General features: G+C 65.3%; 11 protein-coding genes. 3 read left to right on the top strand and 8 right to left on the bottom strand.

Features of this window, described 5'->3' with window-relative positions:
* Nucleotide 1 precedes the first annotated feature (1 nt).
* The 6 genes from IM543_02885 to IM543_02860 form a co-directional block, all read right to left on the bottom strand.
* Nucleotides 2–1,006, bottom strand: coding sequence for a MoxR family ATPase (locus tag IM543_02885; GenBank protein ID QOY94863.1), 1,005 nt, complete (start codon nucleotides 1,004–1,006; stop codon nucleotides 2–4).
* 3 nt (nucleotides 1,007–1,009) lie between these two features.
* The gene (locus tag IM543_02880) at nucleotides 1,010–1,630 is read right to left on the bottom strand and encodes a DUF4159 domain-containing protein (GenBank protein ID QOY94862.1); all 621 of its coding nucleotides are present in this window, start codon (nucleotides 1,628–1,630) and stop codon (nucleotides 1,010–1,012) included.
* A 9-nt stretch (nucleotides 1,631–1,639) separates the two neighbouring features.
* Complete coding sequence (locus IM543_02875; protein QOY94861.1) at nucleotides 1,640–2,977, bottom strand: TldD/PmbA family protein; 1,338 nt, start codon at nucleotides 2,975–2,977, stop codon at nucleotides 1,640–1,642.
* Nucleotides 2,978–2,989: 12 nt separating this feature from the next.
* Nucleotides 2,990–4,627, bottom strand: coding sequence for a TldD/PmbA family protein (locus IM543_02870; protein ID QOY94860.1), 1,638 nt, complete (start codon nucleotides 4,625–4,627; stop codon nucleotides 2,990–2,992).
* A 133-nt stretch (nucleotides 4,628–4,760) separates the two neighbouring features.
* On the bottom strand, nucleotides 4,761–6,095 hold the full coding sequence (locus IM543_02865; GenBank protein QOY94859.1) for a TldD/PmbA family protein: 1,335 nt from the start codon (nucleotides 6,093–6,095) through the stop codon (nucleotides 4,761–4,763).
* A gap of 14 nt (nucleotides 6,096–6,109) precedes the next feature.
* Nucleotides 6,110–7,744: a TldD/PmbA family protein gene (locus tag IM543_02860; GenBank protein ID QOY94858.1), complete on the bottom strand. Its 1,635-nt coding sequence runs from the start codon at nucleotides 7,742–7,744 to the stop codon at nucleotides 6,110–6,112.
* A gap of 397 nt (nucleotides 7,745–8,141) precedes the next feature.
* Here IM543_02860 and IM543_02855 point away from each other — a divergent pair, with 397 nt between their 5' ends.
* Together IM543_02855 and IM543_02850 are read left to right on the top strand one after the other, a co-directional pair.
* A complete protein-coding gene (locus IM543_02855) occupies nucleotides 8,142–8,948 on the top strand; it encodes a class I SAM-dependent methyltransferase (GenBank protein QOY94857.1) in 807 nt (268 codons plus the stop codon).
* A gap of 132 nt (nucleotides 8,949–9,080) precedes the next feature.
* Nucleotides 9,081–10,652 (top strand): trypsin-like peptidase domain-containing protein, encoded by a 1,572-nt coding sequence (locus IM543_02850; protein ID QOY94856.1) that lies wholly within the window; start codon nucleotides 9,081–9,083, stop codon nucleotides 10,650–10,652.
* A gap of 104 nt (nucleotides 10,653–10,756) precedes the next feature.
* Here IM543_02850 and IM543_02845 read toward each other — a convergent pair whose 3' ends face one another.
* Nucleotides 10,757–12,373: a serine hydrolase gene (locus IM543_02845; protein ID QOY94855.1), complete on the bottom strand. Its 1,617-nt coding sequence runs from the start codon at nucleotides 12,371–12,373 to the stop codon at nucleotides 10,757–10,759.
* 23 nt (nucleotides 12,374–12,396) lie between these two features.
* Nucleotides 12,397–14,253, bottom strand: coding sequence for a M1 family metallopeptidase (locus IM543_02840; GenBank protein ID QOY94854.1), 1,857 nt, complete (start codon nucleotides 14,251–14,253; stop codon nucleotides 12,397–12,399).
* Nucleotides 14,254–14,426: 173 nt separating this feature from the next.
* Here IM543_02840 and IM543_02835 point away from each other — a divergent pair, with 173 nt between their 5' ends.
* On the top strand, nucleotides 14,427–15,002 hold the full coding sequence (locus IM543_02835) for a TMEM165/GDT1 family protein (GenBank protein QOY94853.1): 576 nt from the start codon (nucleotides 14,427–14,429) through the stop codon (nucleotides 15,000–15,002).
* Nucleotides 15,003–15,010: the final 8 nt, after the last annotated feature.

Here is a 15,010-nt window from a genome sequence, read left to right as displayed (position 1 = left end):
ATCAGTCGACCCGGATCTCGTTGCGCAGGGACTGCAGGATGTCGGCGATGGCGACGCCGTCGGCCTCCGCCTCGAAGTTGCGCAGCACGCGGTGCGCCAGCACCGGCAGCAGCATGGCGCCAATGTCCTCGCGGGTGACCGCCAGGCGCCCCTGCATCAGGGCGCGCGCTTTCGCGGCCAGCACCAGCGCCTGGCCGGCGCGCGGGCCGGCGCCCCAGCCGATGTGGTTCTTCACCGCGGCGACCGTGGTCAGCTCCGGACGGGTGGCGCGCACCAGGCGCGTCGCGTAGCGCAGCAGGTGCTCGCCGATCTCGATGTCGCGCACCAGCTGCTGCAGGCGCAGCAGGGTCTCGACCGTCATGGCCGGCTCGGCATCCGTCAGGCCCGCGTGGGTGGTGCGCGAGACCATCAGCACTTCTTCGTCCTCGGTCGGGTAGACCACGTCGATGCGCAGCAGGAAGCGATCCAGCTGGGCTTCCGGCAACGGGTAGGTGCCGGCCTGCTCGATCGGATTCTGGGTGGCCAGCACGAAGAAGGGACGCGGCAGCTTGTGCGTGGTGCCGGCGAAGGTGACCGCGCGTTCCTGCATCGCTTCGAGCAGCGCGGATTGGGTCTTGGGCGGTGCGCGGTTGATTTCGTCCGCCAGCAGCACCTGGGTGAACACAGGTCCGGGCTGGAAGCGGAACACGCGCTGGCGCGTGCCGGCGTCTTCTTCCAGGATCTCGGTGCCGACGATGTCGGACGGCATCAGGTCCGGCGTGAACTGCACGCGGCGGAACTGCATGTCGGTGGCCTGCGCCAGCGATTTCACGAGCAAGGTCTTGCCCAGGCCCGGCACGCCCTCGACCAGCGCGTGGCCGCCGGCCAGCAGGCAGGTCACCAGCAGGTCGACCACCTCCTCTTGTCCGATAATGACGCGCGCCATGCTGTCCTTCAGCGCCTTGATGCTCGCCACCAGTCCGGCGATTTCCTGTTCACTCCACGCTACCGCATCACGCTCAGCCACCACTTACGCTCCCAACGCATATTGAATGATATTGACTGCGAAGCGGGTGTTGTCGACCGCGAGGAACCGCTTGTTGCGGAAGTCGTAGTCCCACTCGCATCCATAGTCCTTGTTCGAGTACAGCAGGCGGATGCGCCCGCCGAACTCGATCGCCTTCAGGTACTCGTGCACCAGGTCGTCGCCCCAGCCGTTGAGTTCCCCGCCGGTGGTCGGCGGTCCGTCGAACTTGAAGAAGCAGGAATACAGCGGGTGCGTATTCGGGATCTTCTTCAATGCGGAGGCGCCGAAGATCTTGACCATCTCGGCCTCGAACGATTTCGCGAACAGGCCGTCGATGTCGTGGTTGCAGTCGTCCACGAACACGAAGCCGCCGCCGCGCACGTATTTTTCGAGGTTGCGCCGCTCTTGCGCGGTGAACTGCACCAGCTTGTGCCCCGCGAAATAGCAGAACGGCGCCTGCAGCATCTTCGGATCCGACAGCGCGACCACGCGCTCTGCCGGATCCACCCGCAGCGTGGTGTACTCGACCAGCGAGTTCAGCACGTTGCTGGGCATACGGATATCCACGTCCCAGTCGCCCGACTCGTAGGTCAGGCGCGTGAAGTAGAAATCGTAGTTGGCCATTCGTGGACCTTACACCGCGTCGGACAGCGAGGTGAAGTTGAAGTCGCGGACCTTCATCGGCGGCAGCACCATCTGGAACGGCACCTCGTCGCCACCGATGATCTGCGGCTTGCCCAGTTCGTCGATGTTGTTGAGGATGGTGACCGGGCTTTCGTTGAAGCGGAAGTTCTTCACCGGGTACTTGATCTTGCCGTTCTCGACGTAGAAGGTGCCGTCGCGGGTCAGGCCGGTGATCAGGAGCGACTGCGGATCGACCATGCGGATGTACCAGGTGCGGGTGACCACGATGCCCTTCTTGGTGCCCGCGATCAGCTCTTCCAGCGACTTGGTGCCGCCGGCCATGATCATGTTGCCGTGGTTGGCGGTGGCCTGGTTGCCGGTCTTCTTCGCCCAGAACGGCGAATAGCCGAGCGAGGCGACGCGGCCGTCCTTGATCAGGTCGGTGCGCTTGCGGGCCAGCATGGTGTTGTCGTCCCACGGCGCCACCGGCACGTCCGGGTTCCACGGGTCGGCCCAGATGTTGACCTGCTCGTCGAACAGCTTTTCGCCCAGGCGGTTGCCGCCGCCCTTCTTGGCCAGGAAGCTGCGGCCTTCATCGGCGGCGCGCGCGCTGAAGGAAGCGAACATATTGCCGAGGATTTCCGAGGTCGCCGCCGGCTCCAGGATCACGGTGTAGCGGCCCGGCTCCAGCGCCTTGGCATCGACCGAGCGCAGTGCCTTGTCGATCGCGACCTCGGCCGCTTCCGAGGCGTTGAAGCGGCGCGCGTCGACGGCCGAGCGGGTCACCCAGCCCGAGCCGCGGCCGTCTTCGGTGCGCGCGGTGCAGGTGAAGGACAGGTCGGTGAATTCCTGGAAGCCGAACACGCCGTTCGAGTTGGCCACGCAGGAAAAGCGGGTATTGTCGGTGAAGAAGCCGGCGGTCACCAGTTTCTTGGCGCGTGCCTGGCCGATGGCGGCTGCGGCGACTTCGGCGCGGTAGTCCGGGTCGATGCCTGCGGTCGAGCCCATGAAAGTCTTGGTGGTCAGGTATTCCTGCTTGCCGACGGCCGGCATGAATTCCGGATTCTCCGGCGCCAGGCGCGCCAGCTCCTCGGCGCGGCGCACGGCTTTTTCCAGCGACTTGTCGTCGAACTCGTTGACGACCGCAGTACCCACGCGCTTGCCGAAGGCGACGCGTACGGCCAGCTGGGTGTCTTCGGTCAGGCCGGCGGTCGACACGCTGTTGCGTGCGAAGCGGATGTTACCGGTGCGGTTGCCTTCGATCGACACGCTGCATTCGTCGGCTTTCGAGAAACCGATCACGCGGTCGGCGATGCGTTTTGCTTGTTCCTGGTTCAGCTGTTTCATGTTGTCTCCTCCTCAACCGATCTTGCGTGCGGTGTTGATGACGTTGATGCCATTGAAGCGACTGGTGGACGAACCATGCGAGACTGCGCTCACCTGGCTCGGCTGGCCCTTGCCGTCGAAGAACGAGCCGCCCATGCGCCAGTCGCGCTCGTCGCAAATGGCCGAGCAGGCATTCCAGAATTCCTGGGTGTTGGCCTGGTAGGCCACGTCTTCCAGGGGGCCGGTGATCTTGCCGTTCCTGATCTCGTAGAACAGCGTGCCGCCGAACTGGAAGTTGTAGCGCTGCTGGTCGATCGAGTAAGAGCCGCGGCCGAGGACATAGATGCCCTTCTTGACGTCCTTGACCATCTCGTCCGGCGTGAGCCTGGCTTTGCCCGGCTCCAGCGACACGTTCGGCATGCGCTGGAACTGGATCGTGCTCCAGCTGTCGGCGTAGGAGCAGCCGTGCGATTCCTTCTCGCCGATGATGTGGGCCTGGTCGCGCGTGGCCTGGTAATTGACCAGCATGCCGTTGCGGATGATGTCCCATTTCTTGGCGCGCACGCCTTCGTCGTCGTAGCCGATCAGGCCGAGCGAACCCGGGGTGGTGCGATCGGCAACAAAGTTCACGCGCTCGGAGCCGTACTTGAATTTCCTGGTTTCCCACTTGTCGAGGGTGGCGAAACTGGTGCCGGCGTAATTGGCTTCGTAGCCGAGCACGCGATCCAGCTCCGTCGGGTGGCCGACGTTCTCGTGGATGGTCAGGAACAGGTGTTCGGGGCTGAGCACCAGGTCGTACTTGCCCGGCTCGACCGACTTGGCGCCGAGCTTCTCGCGCGCCTGCTTGCCCGCCAGGCCCGCGTCCTCGACGATGTCGTAGGAGCCGGTGTACAGCGTGGTCACGCCGCCGGCGGCCTGCACCTTGTCGCTGGCCTTGGCATCGAAATATTCGTAGCCCATGCTCACCGGCGAGGACAGGCCCGCGCGCGAGCGGAACTTGCCGCTGGCCTTGTCGACGGCGGTGGCGTTGATCGGGGCCCACAGGCGATGGATGTCCTGGTCGATGTAGGAGCCGTCGGTGGAGGCGAAGTACTTCTGCTGGTTGATCTGGAACAGCGACGCGGTCATGAAGCTCGCGCCAGCGTCCAGGCCCGCCTTGTTGGCGGCGATCAGCATGTCGGCCTTGTCCTTGACCGGGATGCCGCGCCAGTCCTTCCTGACCGGGGTGGCCCAGGCCACCTCGCCCACGCCTTTCACCGGCGCCAGGCGCACCTGCTCGCTCTGCAGCTTGGCGTTGGCCTTGGCGATGGCGACCGCCTGGCGCGCCGCATTGGCGATGCCGTCCGGTGTCATGTCGTTGGTCGACGCGAAGCCGTAGGCGCCGCCCGCCACCACGCGCACGCCCACGCCGCTCGACTCGGTGTTGCTGATGTTCTCGACGTTCAGGTCGCGCGTGATGATGAACTGGTTCAGGTAGCGGCCGATGCGCACGTCGCAGTAGGACGCGCCGGCCTGGGTGGCGGCGTTCAGTGCGATGTCGGCCAAGGCCTTCTTGGCGCTGCGCGGCATCGCATTCAAGAGCTCATCGGCGGCGATAGCGTTGCCGAACACCGGGATCAGCATGGCGCCGGCGGTGCCGGCGCCGATTTGGAGGAATTTACGACGTTCCATTTAAGTATCCGTAGGTTTTCGTAGGGTGGGCGGGTCTCCCGCCCACGCGTTCAATCCGGGCTTGAACAGACGATGTATCTGTTCAACCGTGGTTTGGACGCGTGGGCGGCAAAGCCGCCCACCCTACGGATTCTCAGACCGCGTCCGAGAGCGAGGTAAAGTTGAAATCGCGGATCTTCATCGACGGGATCAGCATCGAATAATTCGCCTCGTCGCCGCCGATCACCAGCGGCTTGCCGATCTCGTCGATGTTGTTCAGCATGCTCACCGGGCTCTCGTTGAAGCGGAAGTTCTTGATCGGGTACTTGACCTTGCCGTTCTCGATGTAGAAAGTGCCGTCGCGGGTCAGGCCGGTGACCAGCACCGACTGCGGGTCCACCATCCGGATGTACCAGGTGCGGGTCACCAGCACGCCCTTCCTGGTGTTGGCGATCAGCTCTTCCGTGCTCTTGTCGGTGCCGGCCATGATGATGTTGCCGGCGCTGCCGATGGCGCGCTGGCCCTTTTGCTTGGCCCAGTACTGCGAGTAGTTCAGCGCATTGATGCGGCCGTCCTTGACCAGGTGGATCCGTTCGCGCGGCAGCATGTTGCCGTCCCACGGCAGCACCGGTACGTCCTTGTCCCAAGGGTCCGACCAGATGTTGACCTGCTGGTCGAACAGCTTGTCGCCCAGGCGGTTCTGGCCGCCCTTTTTTGAGAGGAAGCTGCGGCCCTCGTCGGCCAGGCGCGCATTGAAGCCGCCCATCATGAAGGTCAGGAGGTCGCTGGTGGCGCTGGGCTCCATCACCACGGTATAGCGGCCCGGCTCGAGCGCCTTGGCGTCCACCGAGCGCAATGCCTTCTCGATGGCCACGTCGGCCGCTTCGCGCGCATCGAAACGGGCGACGTCGCGTGCCGAGCGCTTGACCCAGCCCGAGCCGCGCCCGTCTTCGGTGCGCACGGTGCAGGTGAAGTCGAGCGAGGTGGCCACCTGGTGGCCGAACACGCCATTCGAGTTGGCCACGGTTTCGAACATCTCGCGGTCGGTGAAGAAGCCGGCCGACACCAGGCCCTTCTTGCGGCAGGCCTCCATCGCGTAGGCGGCGGCCTGGGCACGGAACTCGGGGTCGATGGCCGCGGTAGCCGGGACGAAGGTGTCGGACGACTTGTAGCCGGTCTTGGCGATCGCCGGCATGAACTCCGGATTCTCCGGCGCCAGGCGCGCCAGGTCTTCGGCGCGACGCACGGCCTTTTCCAGCGACTTGTCGTCGAATTCGTTGATGGTGGCGGTGCCCTGGCGCTTGCCGAAGGCGACCTGCACCGTGAGACGGGTGTCGTCGGCCAGGCCGGCGGTGGACACGGCGTTGCGGGCGAAGCGGATGTTGCCGATGCGGGCGCCTTCGATGTTCACGATGCACTCGTCGGCTTTCGAGAGCGACATCACGCGGTCGGTGATGCGCTTGGTCTGGTCCTGGGTAAGGATGCTCATGGTTGTCCCTTGCCTCAGCCGATCTTGCGGGCGGTGTTGATCACGTTGATGCCGTTGAAGCGCGCGGTCGACGAGCCATGCGACACGATACTGATCTGTGGCGGCTGGCCCTTGCCGTCGAAGAAGGAGCCGCCCATGCGCCAGTCGCGCTCGTCGCAGATGGCCGAGCAGGCGTTCCAGAACTCCTGGGTGTTGGCCTGGTAGGCCACGTCTTCGAGCATCGGGCCGATCTTGCCGTCCTTGATTTCGTAGAACAGCTGACCGCCGAACTGGAAGTTGTAGCGCTGCTGGTCGATCGAGAACGAGCCGTCGCCGACGATGTAGATGCCCTTCTTGATGTCCTTGACCATCTCGTCCGGGGTCAGCTTTTTCTTGCCGGCGGCGAGCGAGACGTTCGGCATGCGCTGGAACTGCACCGAATTCCAGCTGTCGGCGTACGAGCAGCCGTGCGATTCCTTTTCGCCGATGATGTGGGCCTGGTCGCGGGTGGCCTGGTAGTTGACCAGGATGCCGTCCTTGATGATGTCCCACTTCTTGGTCCTGACGCCTTCGTCGTCGTAGCCGACGCAGCCCAGGGAGCCGGGGGTGGTCTTGTCGGCGAACAGGTTGACGATCTGGTTACCGTACTTGAATTTCCTGGTCTGCCACTTGTCGAGGGTGGCGAAGCTGGTGCCGGCGTAGTTGGCTTCGTAGCCGAGCACGCGGTCCAGTTCGGTCGGGTGGCCGACGTTCTCGTGGATGGTCAGCCACAGGTGTTCCGGCGACAGCATCAGGTCGTATTTGCCCGGCATGACCGACTTGGCGGTCAGCTTGGCCTTGGCATCGCGGCCGGCGGCGCGCGCGTCCTCGATGAGATCGTAGGAGCCGGTGTACAGGGTGGCGACGCCGCCCGCGGCCCTGAGCTTGTGCTCGGGACGGGCGTCCAGGTATTCGTAGCCCATGCCGACGGGCGCTCCCAAGCCGGACCTCGAGCGGAACTTGCCGGTGGTCTTGTCCACGGCGGTGGCCTGGAACGGCGCCCACAGGCGGTGCACGTCCTGCTCGATGTAGGAGCCGTCGGTGGAAGCGAAGTACTTCTGCTGGTTCACCTGGAACAGCATCGAATTCATGAAGGTCGCGCCGCCTTCCATGCCGGCCTTGTTGGCGGCGATCAGCAGGTCCGCTTTCTCCTTGATCGGCACGGTGCGCCAGTCTTTCTTGATCGGCGTGGCCCAGGAGACGTCGCCGACGCCCTTCACCGGAGCCAGGCGCACCGGTTCGGACTGCAGCTTGGCATTGGCCTTGGCAATCGCGACCGCCTGACGCGCCGCATTGGCGATGCCGTCGCTGGACATGTCCGAGGTGGCGGCGAAACCGTAGGCGCCGCCCGCGATCACGCGCACGCCGACGCCGGCGGACTCGGTGTTGGCCACGTTCTCGACGTTCAGGTCGCGGGTCGTGATGAACTGGTTCAGGTAGCGGCCGATGCGCACGTCGGCATAGCTGGCGCCGGCCTTGGTGGCGGCATCGAGCGCGACGTCGGCCAGCGCCTTCTTGGCGGCCGTCGGCATGGCGCTGAGCAGTTCTTCCGCGGCGATCGCGCGAGTGAAGGGGACGAGCGTGGAGGCGAGCGCCAGGCTGCTGAAATTGAGAAAGGTACGGCGTTCCATAATGTCTCCTGAAATCAAGCTACTTCTGGGCAGCGGTTCCGCCTTGTCGTGCGGCCCGCATTTCTTGTATTTACCGCGAAGGGGGTGGGTCTTTGCCGGCGGCGGCGCGGCGCGGCAAACCTGCCAACCTTAGCAGTAAGTCGTGGTTTTGAATAGGCAATTGTTGTGCCAGATCACAGCATCTTTTAAATCCATGATTTCAAGGACTTCGACTGTCCGCCGCGAGCGTCCGCGCAGGTGTCCGGGTGTCCGCCGCGGACAGCCGCGCGGACAGCTTTACAGGGCAAACATGCATACACAAGGAACGCTTGACTGTCCGCCAACTGTGGCCGATCATCAGCGCGGCGGCGGCGTCCCGCCCGGCCGCGCACACCAAACACATGGAGACTTCGAACCGATGAAACGACTGATCCTGGCCGCCGGGGCCATCACGACCCTTGCTGCGACCCTGGCCGCCGGCGCGGCACAGGCGGACGACGCCCTGAAAGCGGCCATCGCGGGCGAGCATCGCAGCGCCGCCAACAAGGCTCGCGACGCGGCGCGCCATCCATACGACACCCTGAGCTTCTTCGGCATCAAGCCAACCATGACGGTGGTGGAACTCGCGCCCGGAGGCGGCTGGTACACCGAAATCCTGGCGCCTTACCTTCGCCAGAACGGCAAACTGATCGCCGCAGGCCAGGCTTTCACGCCCGAGAAGCGCGGCGGCATGGCCTTCAAGCAGAAACTGGATGCCACCCCTGCCCTCTACGACAAGGTCGTCCCGGCCGTGTTCGAACCGCCCACCACCTACCAGATCGCCGCGCCGAACAGCGTCGACATGGTGCTCACCTTCCGCAACCTGCACAACTGGGTCGGCAACGGCGACGAAGCGCTGAAGAACACCTTCAAGGAAATCCACAAGGTGCTCAAACCGGGCGGCGTGCTGGGTATCGTCGACCACCGCCTGCCGGCCTCGATGACGCAGGACGCGAAGGCCTCGAGCGGCTACCTGCACGAAGCCTGGGTGATCAAGACCGTCGAAGACGCCGGCTTCAAGCTGGCCGCCAAGTCCGACGTCAACGCCAACCCGAAGGACACCGCCAAGCACGAAAAAGGCGTGTGGACCCTGCCCCCGGTGCTGGCCAACAAGGACAAGGACCGCGAAAAGTACATGGCGATCGGCGAGAGCGACCGCATGACGCTCAAGTTCGTGAAGCAGTAAATGCGTGGCCGGGAGGCCGGCAGCCCGATGGGCTGCCCCTTCCGGTGAGGATTGGTGCATTTCCTTCGGCGAGGAGCGTGTATATTCTTGCCATTTGGTCCAGTCGACACATTTGAGCCACCGAAGGAATTCATGAAAACCGCACGTCTCGCCGCCGCCGTGGCATTTGCCCTGGCCGGCCTTGTCCACGCACAGGACACCTCCCCGCCGCCTGCCCCCACGCCCGCCACGCCGCCGTCGCCGGCCGTCGCCACCCCGTCCGCCACCACCGCTCCGGCCTTGCCGTCGGTCGAGAACTCGGTGGTCAAGATCTTCGCCACCGTGCGCCGGCCGGACCCGTACAAGCCCTGGATCAAGCAGTCGCCGGTCAATGTCACCGGCTCGGGCGTGATCATCGAGGGCAAGCGCATCCTGACCAACGCCCACGTGGTCGGCTACGCCAGCCAGGTCGAGGTGCAGGCCAGCCAATCGGGCGACAAGGTGTCGGCCAGGGTGATCGCGCTGGCGCGCGGCCTGGACCTGGCGGTGCTGGAACTGGACGATCCGTCCTTCTTCGACAAGCGCCCGCCGGTGCGGCGCGCGGCCGTGCTGCCGGATGTGCGCGAGGCGGTGTTCGCCTACGGCTACCCAGTCGGCGGCAACTCGTTGTCGACCACCCGCGGCATCGTCTCGCGCGTGGAGTTCGTCGGCTATGGCTCGTTCAGCTCGGGCCTGCGCATCCAGATCGACGCGCCGATCAACCCGGGCAACAGCGGCGGCCCGGTGATCGCCGGCGACAAGATGATCGGCCTGGCCTTCTCGATGGCGAGCAATGCCCAGAACATCGGCTACGTGATTCCGAACGAGGAAATCGAGCTGTTCCTGAAGGACGTGGCGGACGGCCGCTATGACGGCAAGCCGCTGCTGCACGACAGCGTGCAGACGCTGGAGAACCCGGCGCTGCGCCAGTACCTGAACATCGACAAGTCGGTGGAAGGCGCGCTGGTGCACCGCCCGTACAGGCTCGATGCCGGCTGGCCCCTGAAGGAAGGCGACATCATCACCCACATCGGCGAGTACCCGATCGACAACCAGGGCATGGTGAAGCTGGGCTCGAACCTGCGCGTGCGCTTCCAGTACCGCATCCAGCAGGTGGCGAAGAACGGCAAGGTGCCGATGACGATCCGCCGCGGCGGCAAGCCGATGCAGGTCGAGGTGCCGGCCAGCGGCCCGCGCCCGCTCCTGATCCCCGACCTGAACGGCGGTTATCCGTCCTACTTCGTGTACGGCCCGGTGGTGTTCACGCGCGCGACGACCGATTTCATGGGCTTCCTGCTGGCCAACCCGCGTGCGATGGGCGCCTACAGCTTCAACGACAGCCCGCTGGTGACCCATCTCGGCGATTCGCCGACCGATGGGCGCGAGGAGCTGGTGGTGATCAGCGGACCCTTCTTCCCGCACAAGCTGGTGACCGGCTACAGCAACCGCTTCGGCTCGGTGCTGGATTCGGTCAACGGGACCAAGGTCCGCAGCCTGGCCCACCTGGTGGCGCTGCTGCGCGACCTGAAGGACGAATACGTGGCGTTCAAGTTCGACCAGCGCTATGGCGAGACCATGATCCTGCCGCGCAAGGCGGTGCTGGATGCCACCGAGGGAATCCTGTCGGACAACGGGATCCGGACCCAGGGGTCGGAAGACATGATGAAGGTGTGGGCAGGGAAGTAATGCGTTTCGACGTCTCTACGTTGAGTTGAACGCGCGGGCGGGGAACCCGCCCACCCTACGTAGGGTGGCCGGGTTTCCCGGCCGCGCGTTCAAGCAGCCTTAGATCAACCCTTCTTCTCTGTCTTCACCGGGGTAAACAACAAGTCCTGGAAGTCGTAGCTGAAGTCGGTCTCGGTCGACACCGGCTTCATGCGCACGCGCTCGATGCTGCCGTCGGGTTCCAGCGAGAACGTGACGTAGGCATCGGCATTGAAGTTGCGCTCCTTCCAGCGCACGATGAAGGTATCGTGCTGGAAGTGCTCCATCTCGCCGGTCAGGTCGGGCGTCTTGGCGAAGGACATCTGCAGCTTGTCGTTGACGCGGCGGATCGCCATCTTGCCGTACCACGCGTCCTGGTAGTCGCCCGCGTACGAGGCCAGCGCCAGCGAGGGCTTCGACGACGCTGCGCGCGAAGCCGCCTCGCCCTTGACACGGGCCGCCTCCTTGGCCTGCAACTCCTTGTCGATGTCCGCGATGCGGCCGATCCAGTCGGTCGGCGCCACGCCCAGGTGCTGGTCCAGCAGGCGATACTGCAAGGCGTTGAGCGAGGGGCCGCTTTCGGCATTGGTGAAGATCGCGATGCCCAGCTTCGATTCCGGCACCAGCATCACGCGGGTGTAGAAGCCCTGCAGCGCGCCGCCGTGCATCGCCACCAGCTTGCCCTGGTAGTCGCGCAGCTGGAAGCCTAGGCCATAGGCGTAGAAATTGGGCTTGGTCGCCGCCAGCGGCGGACGCGGCGTGCTGATCGTCATCGGGGTCTGCGCGGTCCAGAGCTGGCGCGCCTGCTTGTCCGACCACAGGCGCACTTCCTGGCCGCCCTCGCCCTTGACCACGCCGCCGGCGAGCAGCACGTTCATCCAGCGCGCGATATCCTCGGCGTTGGTGTTGATGCCAACCGCGCCGACCGCGTTCGCCACCGGCATCGGCTTCACCGGCACCGCCTTGCCGTTGATCTTGCTATGCGGCGCGGAAACGTTGGCGAACTTCGCGCTCTCTTCCAGGCTCGTGGTGGTGCCGGTCATGCCGATAGGTGCCAGGATCCACTCGTGCATGGTCTCGCCCCAGGTCTTGCCCGACTTGGCGGCGATGATCTTGCCGGCCACGATGTACAGCAGGTTGTCGTAGGCGTAGCTGCTCCTGAAGCTGGTGGCCGGCTTGATGTAGCGGAGATTGTGGATGATCTCGTCGGTGCTGAAATTGGTGGTCGGCCACCACATCAGGTCGCCGGCGCCCAGCCCCAGGCCGCTGCGGTGGGTCAGCAGGTCGCGGATGGTCATCTCGGCGGTGACGTAGGCGTCGTACATGCGGAAGTCCGGCAGGTGCCTGATCACCGGGTCGTCCCAGTCCAGCTTGCCCTGGTCGACCAGCATGGCCAGCGCGGCCGCGGTAAAGGCCTTGGAGTTCGAGGCGATCTCGAAGATGGTCTTGCCGTCCACCTTGGCCGGCTCGCCGCGCTTGCGCACGCCGAAGCCTTCGGCGGCCAGGACCTTGCCGTCCTTGACCACGGCGATGGCGATGCCCGGCACGTCGAATTGCTTCATCACGCGCTCGACATCGGCTTTCAGGTCATAGGCGGGGCCTTGCGCGGCTGCGGCCTGCACGGCGGCGCCTGGCGCGGCTTCCTGCGCAAAAGCGGCGCCGGCGGTCAGCGCGAGCAGGGCCGCGGCTGCAATGCGATTCATGGCAAACACTGTGGTCATCCCCTTCATTGTTTATTCATCTGCTTGTCGACGCTGCCCTGCGTCTCCGGGTGGTAGCGCTCGCGCGCGGCCTTGTACACGCGCTCGGCCCAGGCCCGGTCTTGCGCATTGGCGCGCAGCGCGCCGTACAGCGGCACCACGAACTTCTGGCGCCCCACCTGCATCAGGAAGGCTTCCAGGTCCGGGCGAATGCCGCGGTAGCCGGCGTGGACGGCGGCGCGGTAGAAGCGGAAGGCCACTTCATTGTTGCCGGTCTTCGACAGGCCATAGGCCTTGTCCAGCTCTTCCAGTTTGGCGGCATTGGCCTTGTTGTCGATGTCGTTCAAGAACTTCATCCACTCGGCGGCATTCCACGCCTTGGTGGGCAGCTGCGCGGTCGTCAGCTCGCCCTTGAGCCAGCGCGCGGTGGTGTCGTTCAGCCTGGCCAGGCGGGTGGAGACGGCCTTCTTGGCGCTGGCCGGGATGCCCGTGCCGTACAGCCATTCGTTCAGCTCCGCGTCGCTCATGACCTTCGGGTGCTTGGCCAGCAGATTGGTGCGCAGGTAGTGCACGAACTGGTCGGTGGTCACGCTCTGGAAGGCATGCTGGTCGAACCAGCCGCGCAGGAAGGGATCGAAGACGTCGCGGCCGGCGCGCTGCTCGAGGGTGCGCAGGAACCAGGCGCCCTTCGGGTAGGCCAGGCCTTCGTCGGTGTAGTGCTCGGAACTGGTGTCCGGGTCGCGCGTGAGCAAGGCCTGCTTGGCCTTCGGAATGTCCTTGAGCGATTCCAGCGCTTCTTCCTGCTCGAGCTGCAGGTTCATGGTCGCCACTTCCTCGCCATAGAGCTTTTCGAGGATGCGGGTGGTGACGTAGGTGGTAAAACCTTCGTTGAGCCACCAGTGCTTCCACGAGGCGTTGGTCACCAGGTTGCCCGACCAGCTGTGCGCCAGCTCGTGCGCGATCAGGTCGACCAGGCTGCGGTCGCCCGCGATCATGGTGGGGGTCAGGAAGGTCAGGCGCGGGTTTTCCATGCCGCCGATCGGGAAGGACGGCGGCAGCACCAGCATGTCGTAGCGTCCCCAGCGATACGGGCCGTACAGCGACTCGGCCGCGGCCACCATTTTTTCGGTGTCGGCCAGTTCGTAGGCGGCGGCCTTGATGCGCATCGGTTCGGCGTAGACGCCGGTGCGGGCGCCCAGGGTGCGCGCTTCCAGCTCGCCGATGCCGATCGCCACCAGGTAGGCCGGCACCGGTTGCGGCATGCTGAACTTCCAGCCGCCCTTGCCCGTCGCCTTGGGATCGTCATCGGCGCTCATCACGACGCGCATGCCTTCCGGCGCCTGGATCCGCGCGGTGTAGGTGAAGCGCACCGCCGGGGTGTCCTGGACCGGCATGAAGGAGCGCGCATTGATCGGCTGCGACTGGCTGAACATGAAGGGGTACTTGCCCGACATGGTCTGCTTCGGGGTCAGCCACTGCAGCGCCGGCGCGGTGGGCGCGGTGTGGTAGTGGATGCGCACCTTGGCCGGCTGGCCCGGCAGCGCGATATGCAGGGCCTGGCCCTTCTCGGCATCGAGCTTGTCGAGGGTGTACTTGACCGGCTTCCACACGCCTGCCGCATCCTGCGCCTCGATCTTGGCGATGCTCAGTTCGCGGGTGTCGAGGTCGAGCGTGGTGGCCTTGTCGTCGAGCCAGTCCAGGCTCAGGTCGGCGTAGCCGGCCAGGGTCTTGCGCGTGAAGTCGGCCTTCAGGTCCAGGTGCAGGGCCGTGGTCTTGACCTGGTCGTATTTGGCGTAGCTGAGGGGGTCGAGTGCGAACGCGTAGGCGCTCCACTGGCAGATAAAGGCGCAGGCCGTGGCGCGCAGCAGGGTGCTTGTCTTCATGGTCTCTCGTGGAAGGAATGACGGCGTCGAACAGCCCTGGTAGGGCCGGGGGCGCAGGCAGGATAGCATCTTCAACGGTGGGGGAAAAGCACGAGGTGGGTACGGACGCGCGCTGTATTGACGCTCGCCTCTGCTATGATCGGGCCCTTCGTATCTGCCGTAGCTGCCGCTTCATGGACGCCTTTCTCGTATCGACCGGCATCGTGGGACTTGCCGAGATCGGCGACAAGACCCAGTTACTGGCCTTCCTGCTCGCGGCGCGCTTTCGGCGCCCCCTGCCGATCGTGTTCGGCATCTTCGTCGCCACCATCGCCAACCACGCCTTTGCCGCCGCCGTCGGCGCCCTGGTGAGCGAACTGCTGGGCCCCGGCCCGATGCGCTGGGTGCTGGGCCTGTCCTTCCTCGCCATGGCCGCCTGGACCATGGTTCCCGACGCGGTCGACGCCGGCGAGCTGCCGCTGCCTCGCTACGGTGTTTTCTTGAGCACCCTGCTCGCTTTCTTCATTGCCGAGATGGGCGACAAGACGCAGGTGGCCACCGTCGCCCTGGCGGCGCGCTACGCCTCGATGGCGGCGGTGGTGGCCGGCACCACCTGCGGCATGATGCTGGCCAACGTGCCGGCCGTGTACTTCGGCGAGCGCATCGCCAAGCGCGTGCCCTTGCGGCTGGTGCACGGCCTGGCGGCGCTGGTCTTCGCGGTGCTGGGCATCGCGACCTTGCTCGGCGCAGGAGAAGTGCTCGGGTTCTAGCGTGCATC

It is taken from the genome of Massilia sp. UMI-21 (genome assembly GCA_015277795.1).
Lineage (GTDB): Bacteria > Pseudomonadota > Gammaproteobacteria > Burkholderiales > Burkholderiaceae_D > Telluria.
This window is presented reverse-complemented; position numbering and strand designations above follow the sequence as displayed.

Excerpts from the sequence above, each read along its gene's own strand:
- IM543_02880 (QOY94862.1), bottom strand. The coding sequence starts at position 1,630 with ATGGCCAACTACGATTTCTACTTCACGCGCCTGACCTACGAGTCGGGC.
- IM543_02875 (QOY94861.1), bottom strand. The coding sequence starts at position 2,977 with ATGAAACAGCTGAACCAGGAACAAGCAAAACGCATCGCCGACCGCGTG.
- IM543_02870 (QOY94860.1), bottom strand. The coding sequence starts at position 4,627 with ATGGAACGTCGTAAATTCCTCCAAATCGGCGCCGGCACCGCCGGCGCC.
- IM543_02865 (QOY94859.1), bottom strand. The coding sequence starts at position 6,095 with ATGAGCATCCTTACCCAGGACCAGACCAAGCGCATCACCGACCGCGTG.
- IM543_02860 (QOY94858.1), bottom strand. The coding sequence starts at position 7,744 with ATGGAACGCCGTACCTTTCTCAATTTCAGCAGCCTGGCGCTCGCCTCC.
- IM543_02855 (QOY94857.1), top strand. The coding sequence starts at position 8,142 with ATGAAACGACTGATCCTGGCCGCCGGGGCCATCACGACCCTTGCTGCG.
- IM543_02850 (QOY94856.1), top strand. The coding sequence starts at position 9,081 with ATGAAAACCGCACGTCTCGCCGCCGCCGTGGCATTTGCCCTGGCCGGC.
- IM543_02845 (QOY94855.1), bottom strand. The coding sequence starts at position 12,373 with ATGAATCGCATTGCAGCCGCGGCCCTGCTCGCGCTGACCGCCGGCGCC.
- IM543_02840 (QOY94854.1), bottom strand. The coding sequence starts at position 14,253 with ATGAAGACAAGCACCCTGCTGCGCGCCACGGCCTGCGCCTTTATCTGC.
- IM543_02835 (QOY94853.1), top strand. The coding sequence starts at position 14,427 with ATGGACGCCTTTCTCGTATCGACCGGCATCGTGGGACTTGCCGAGATC.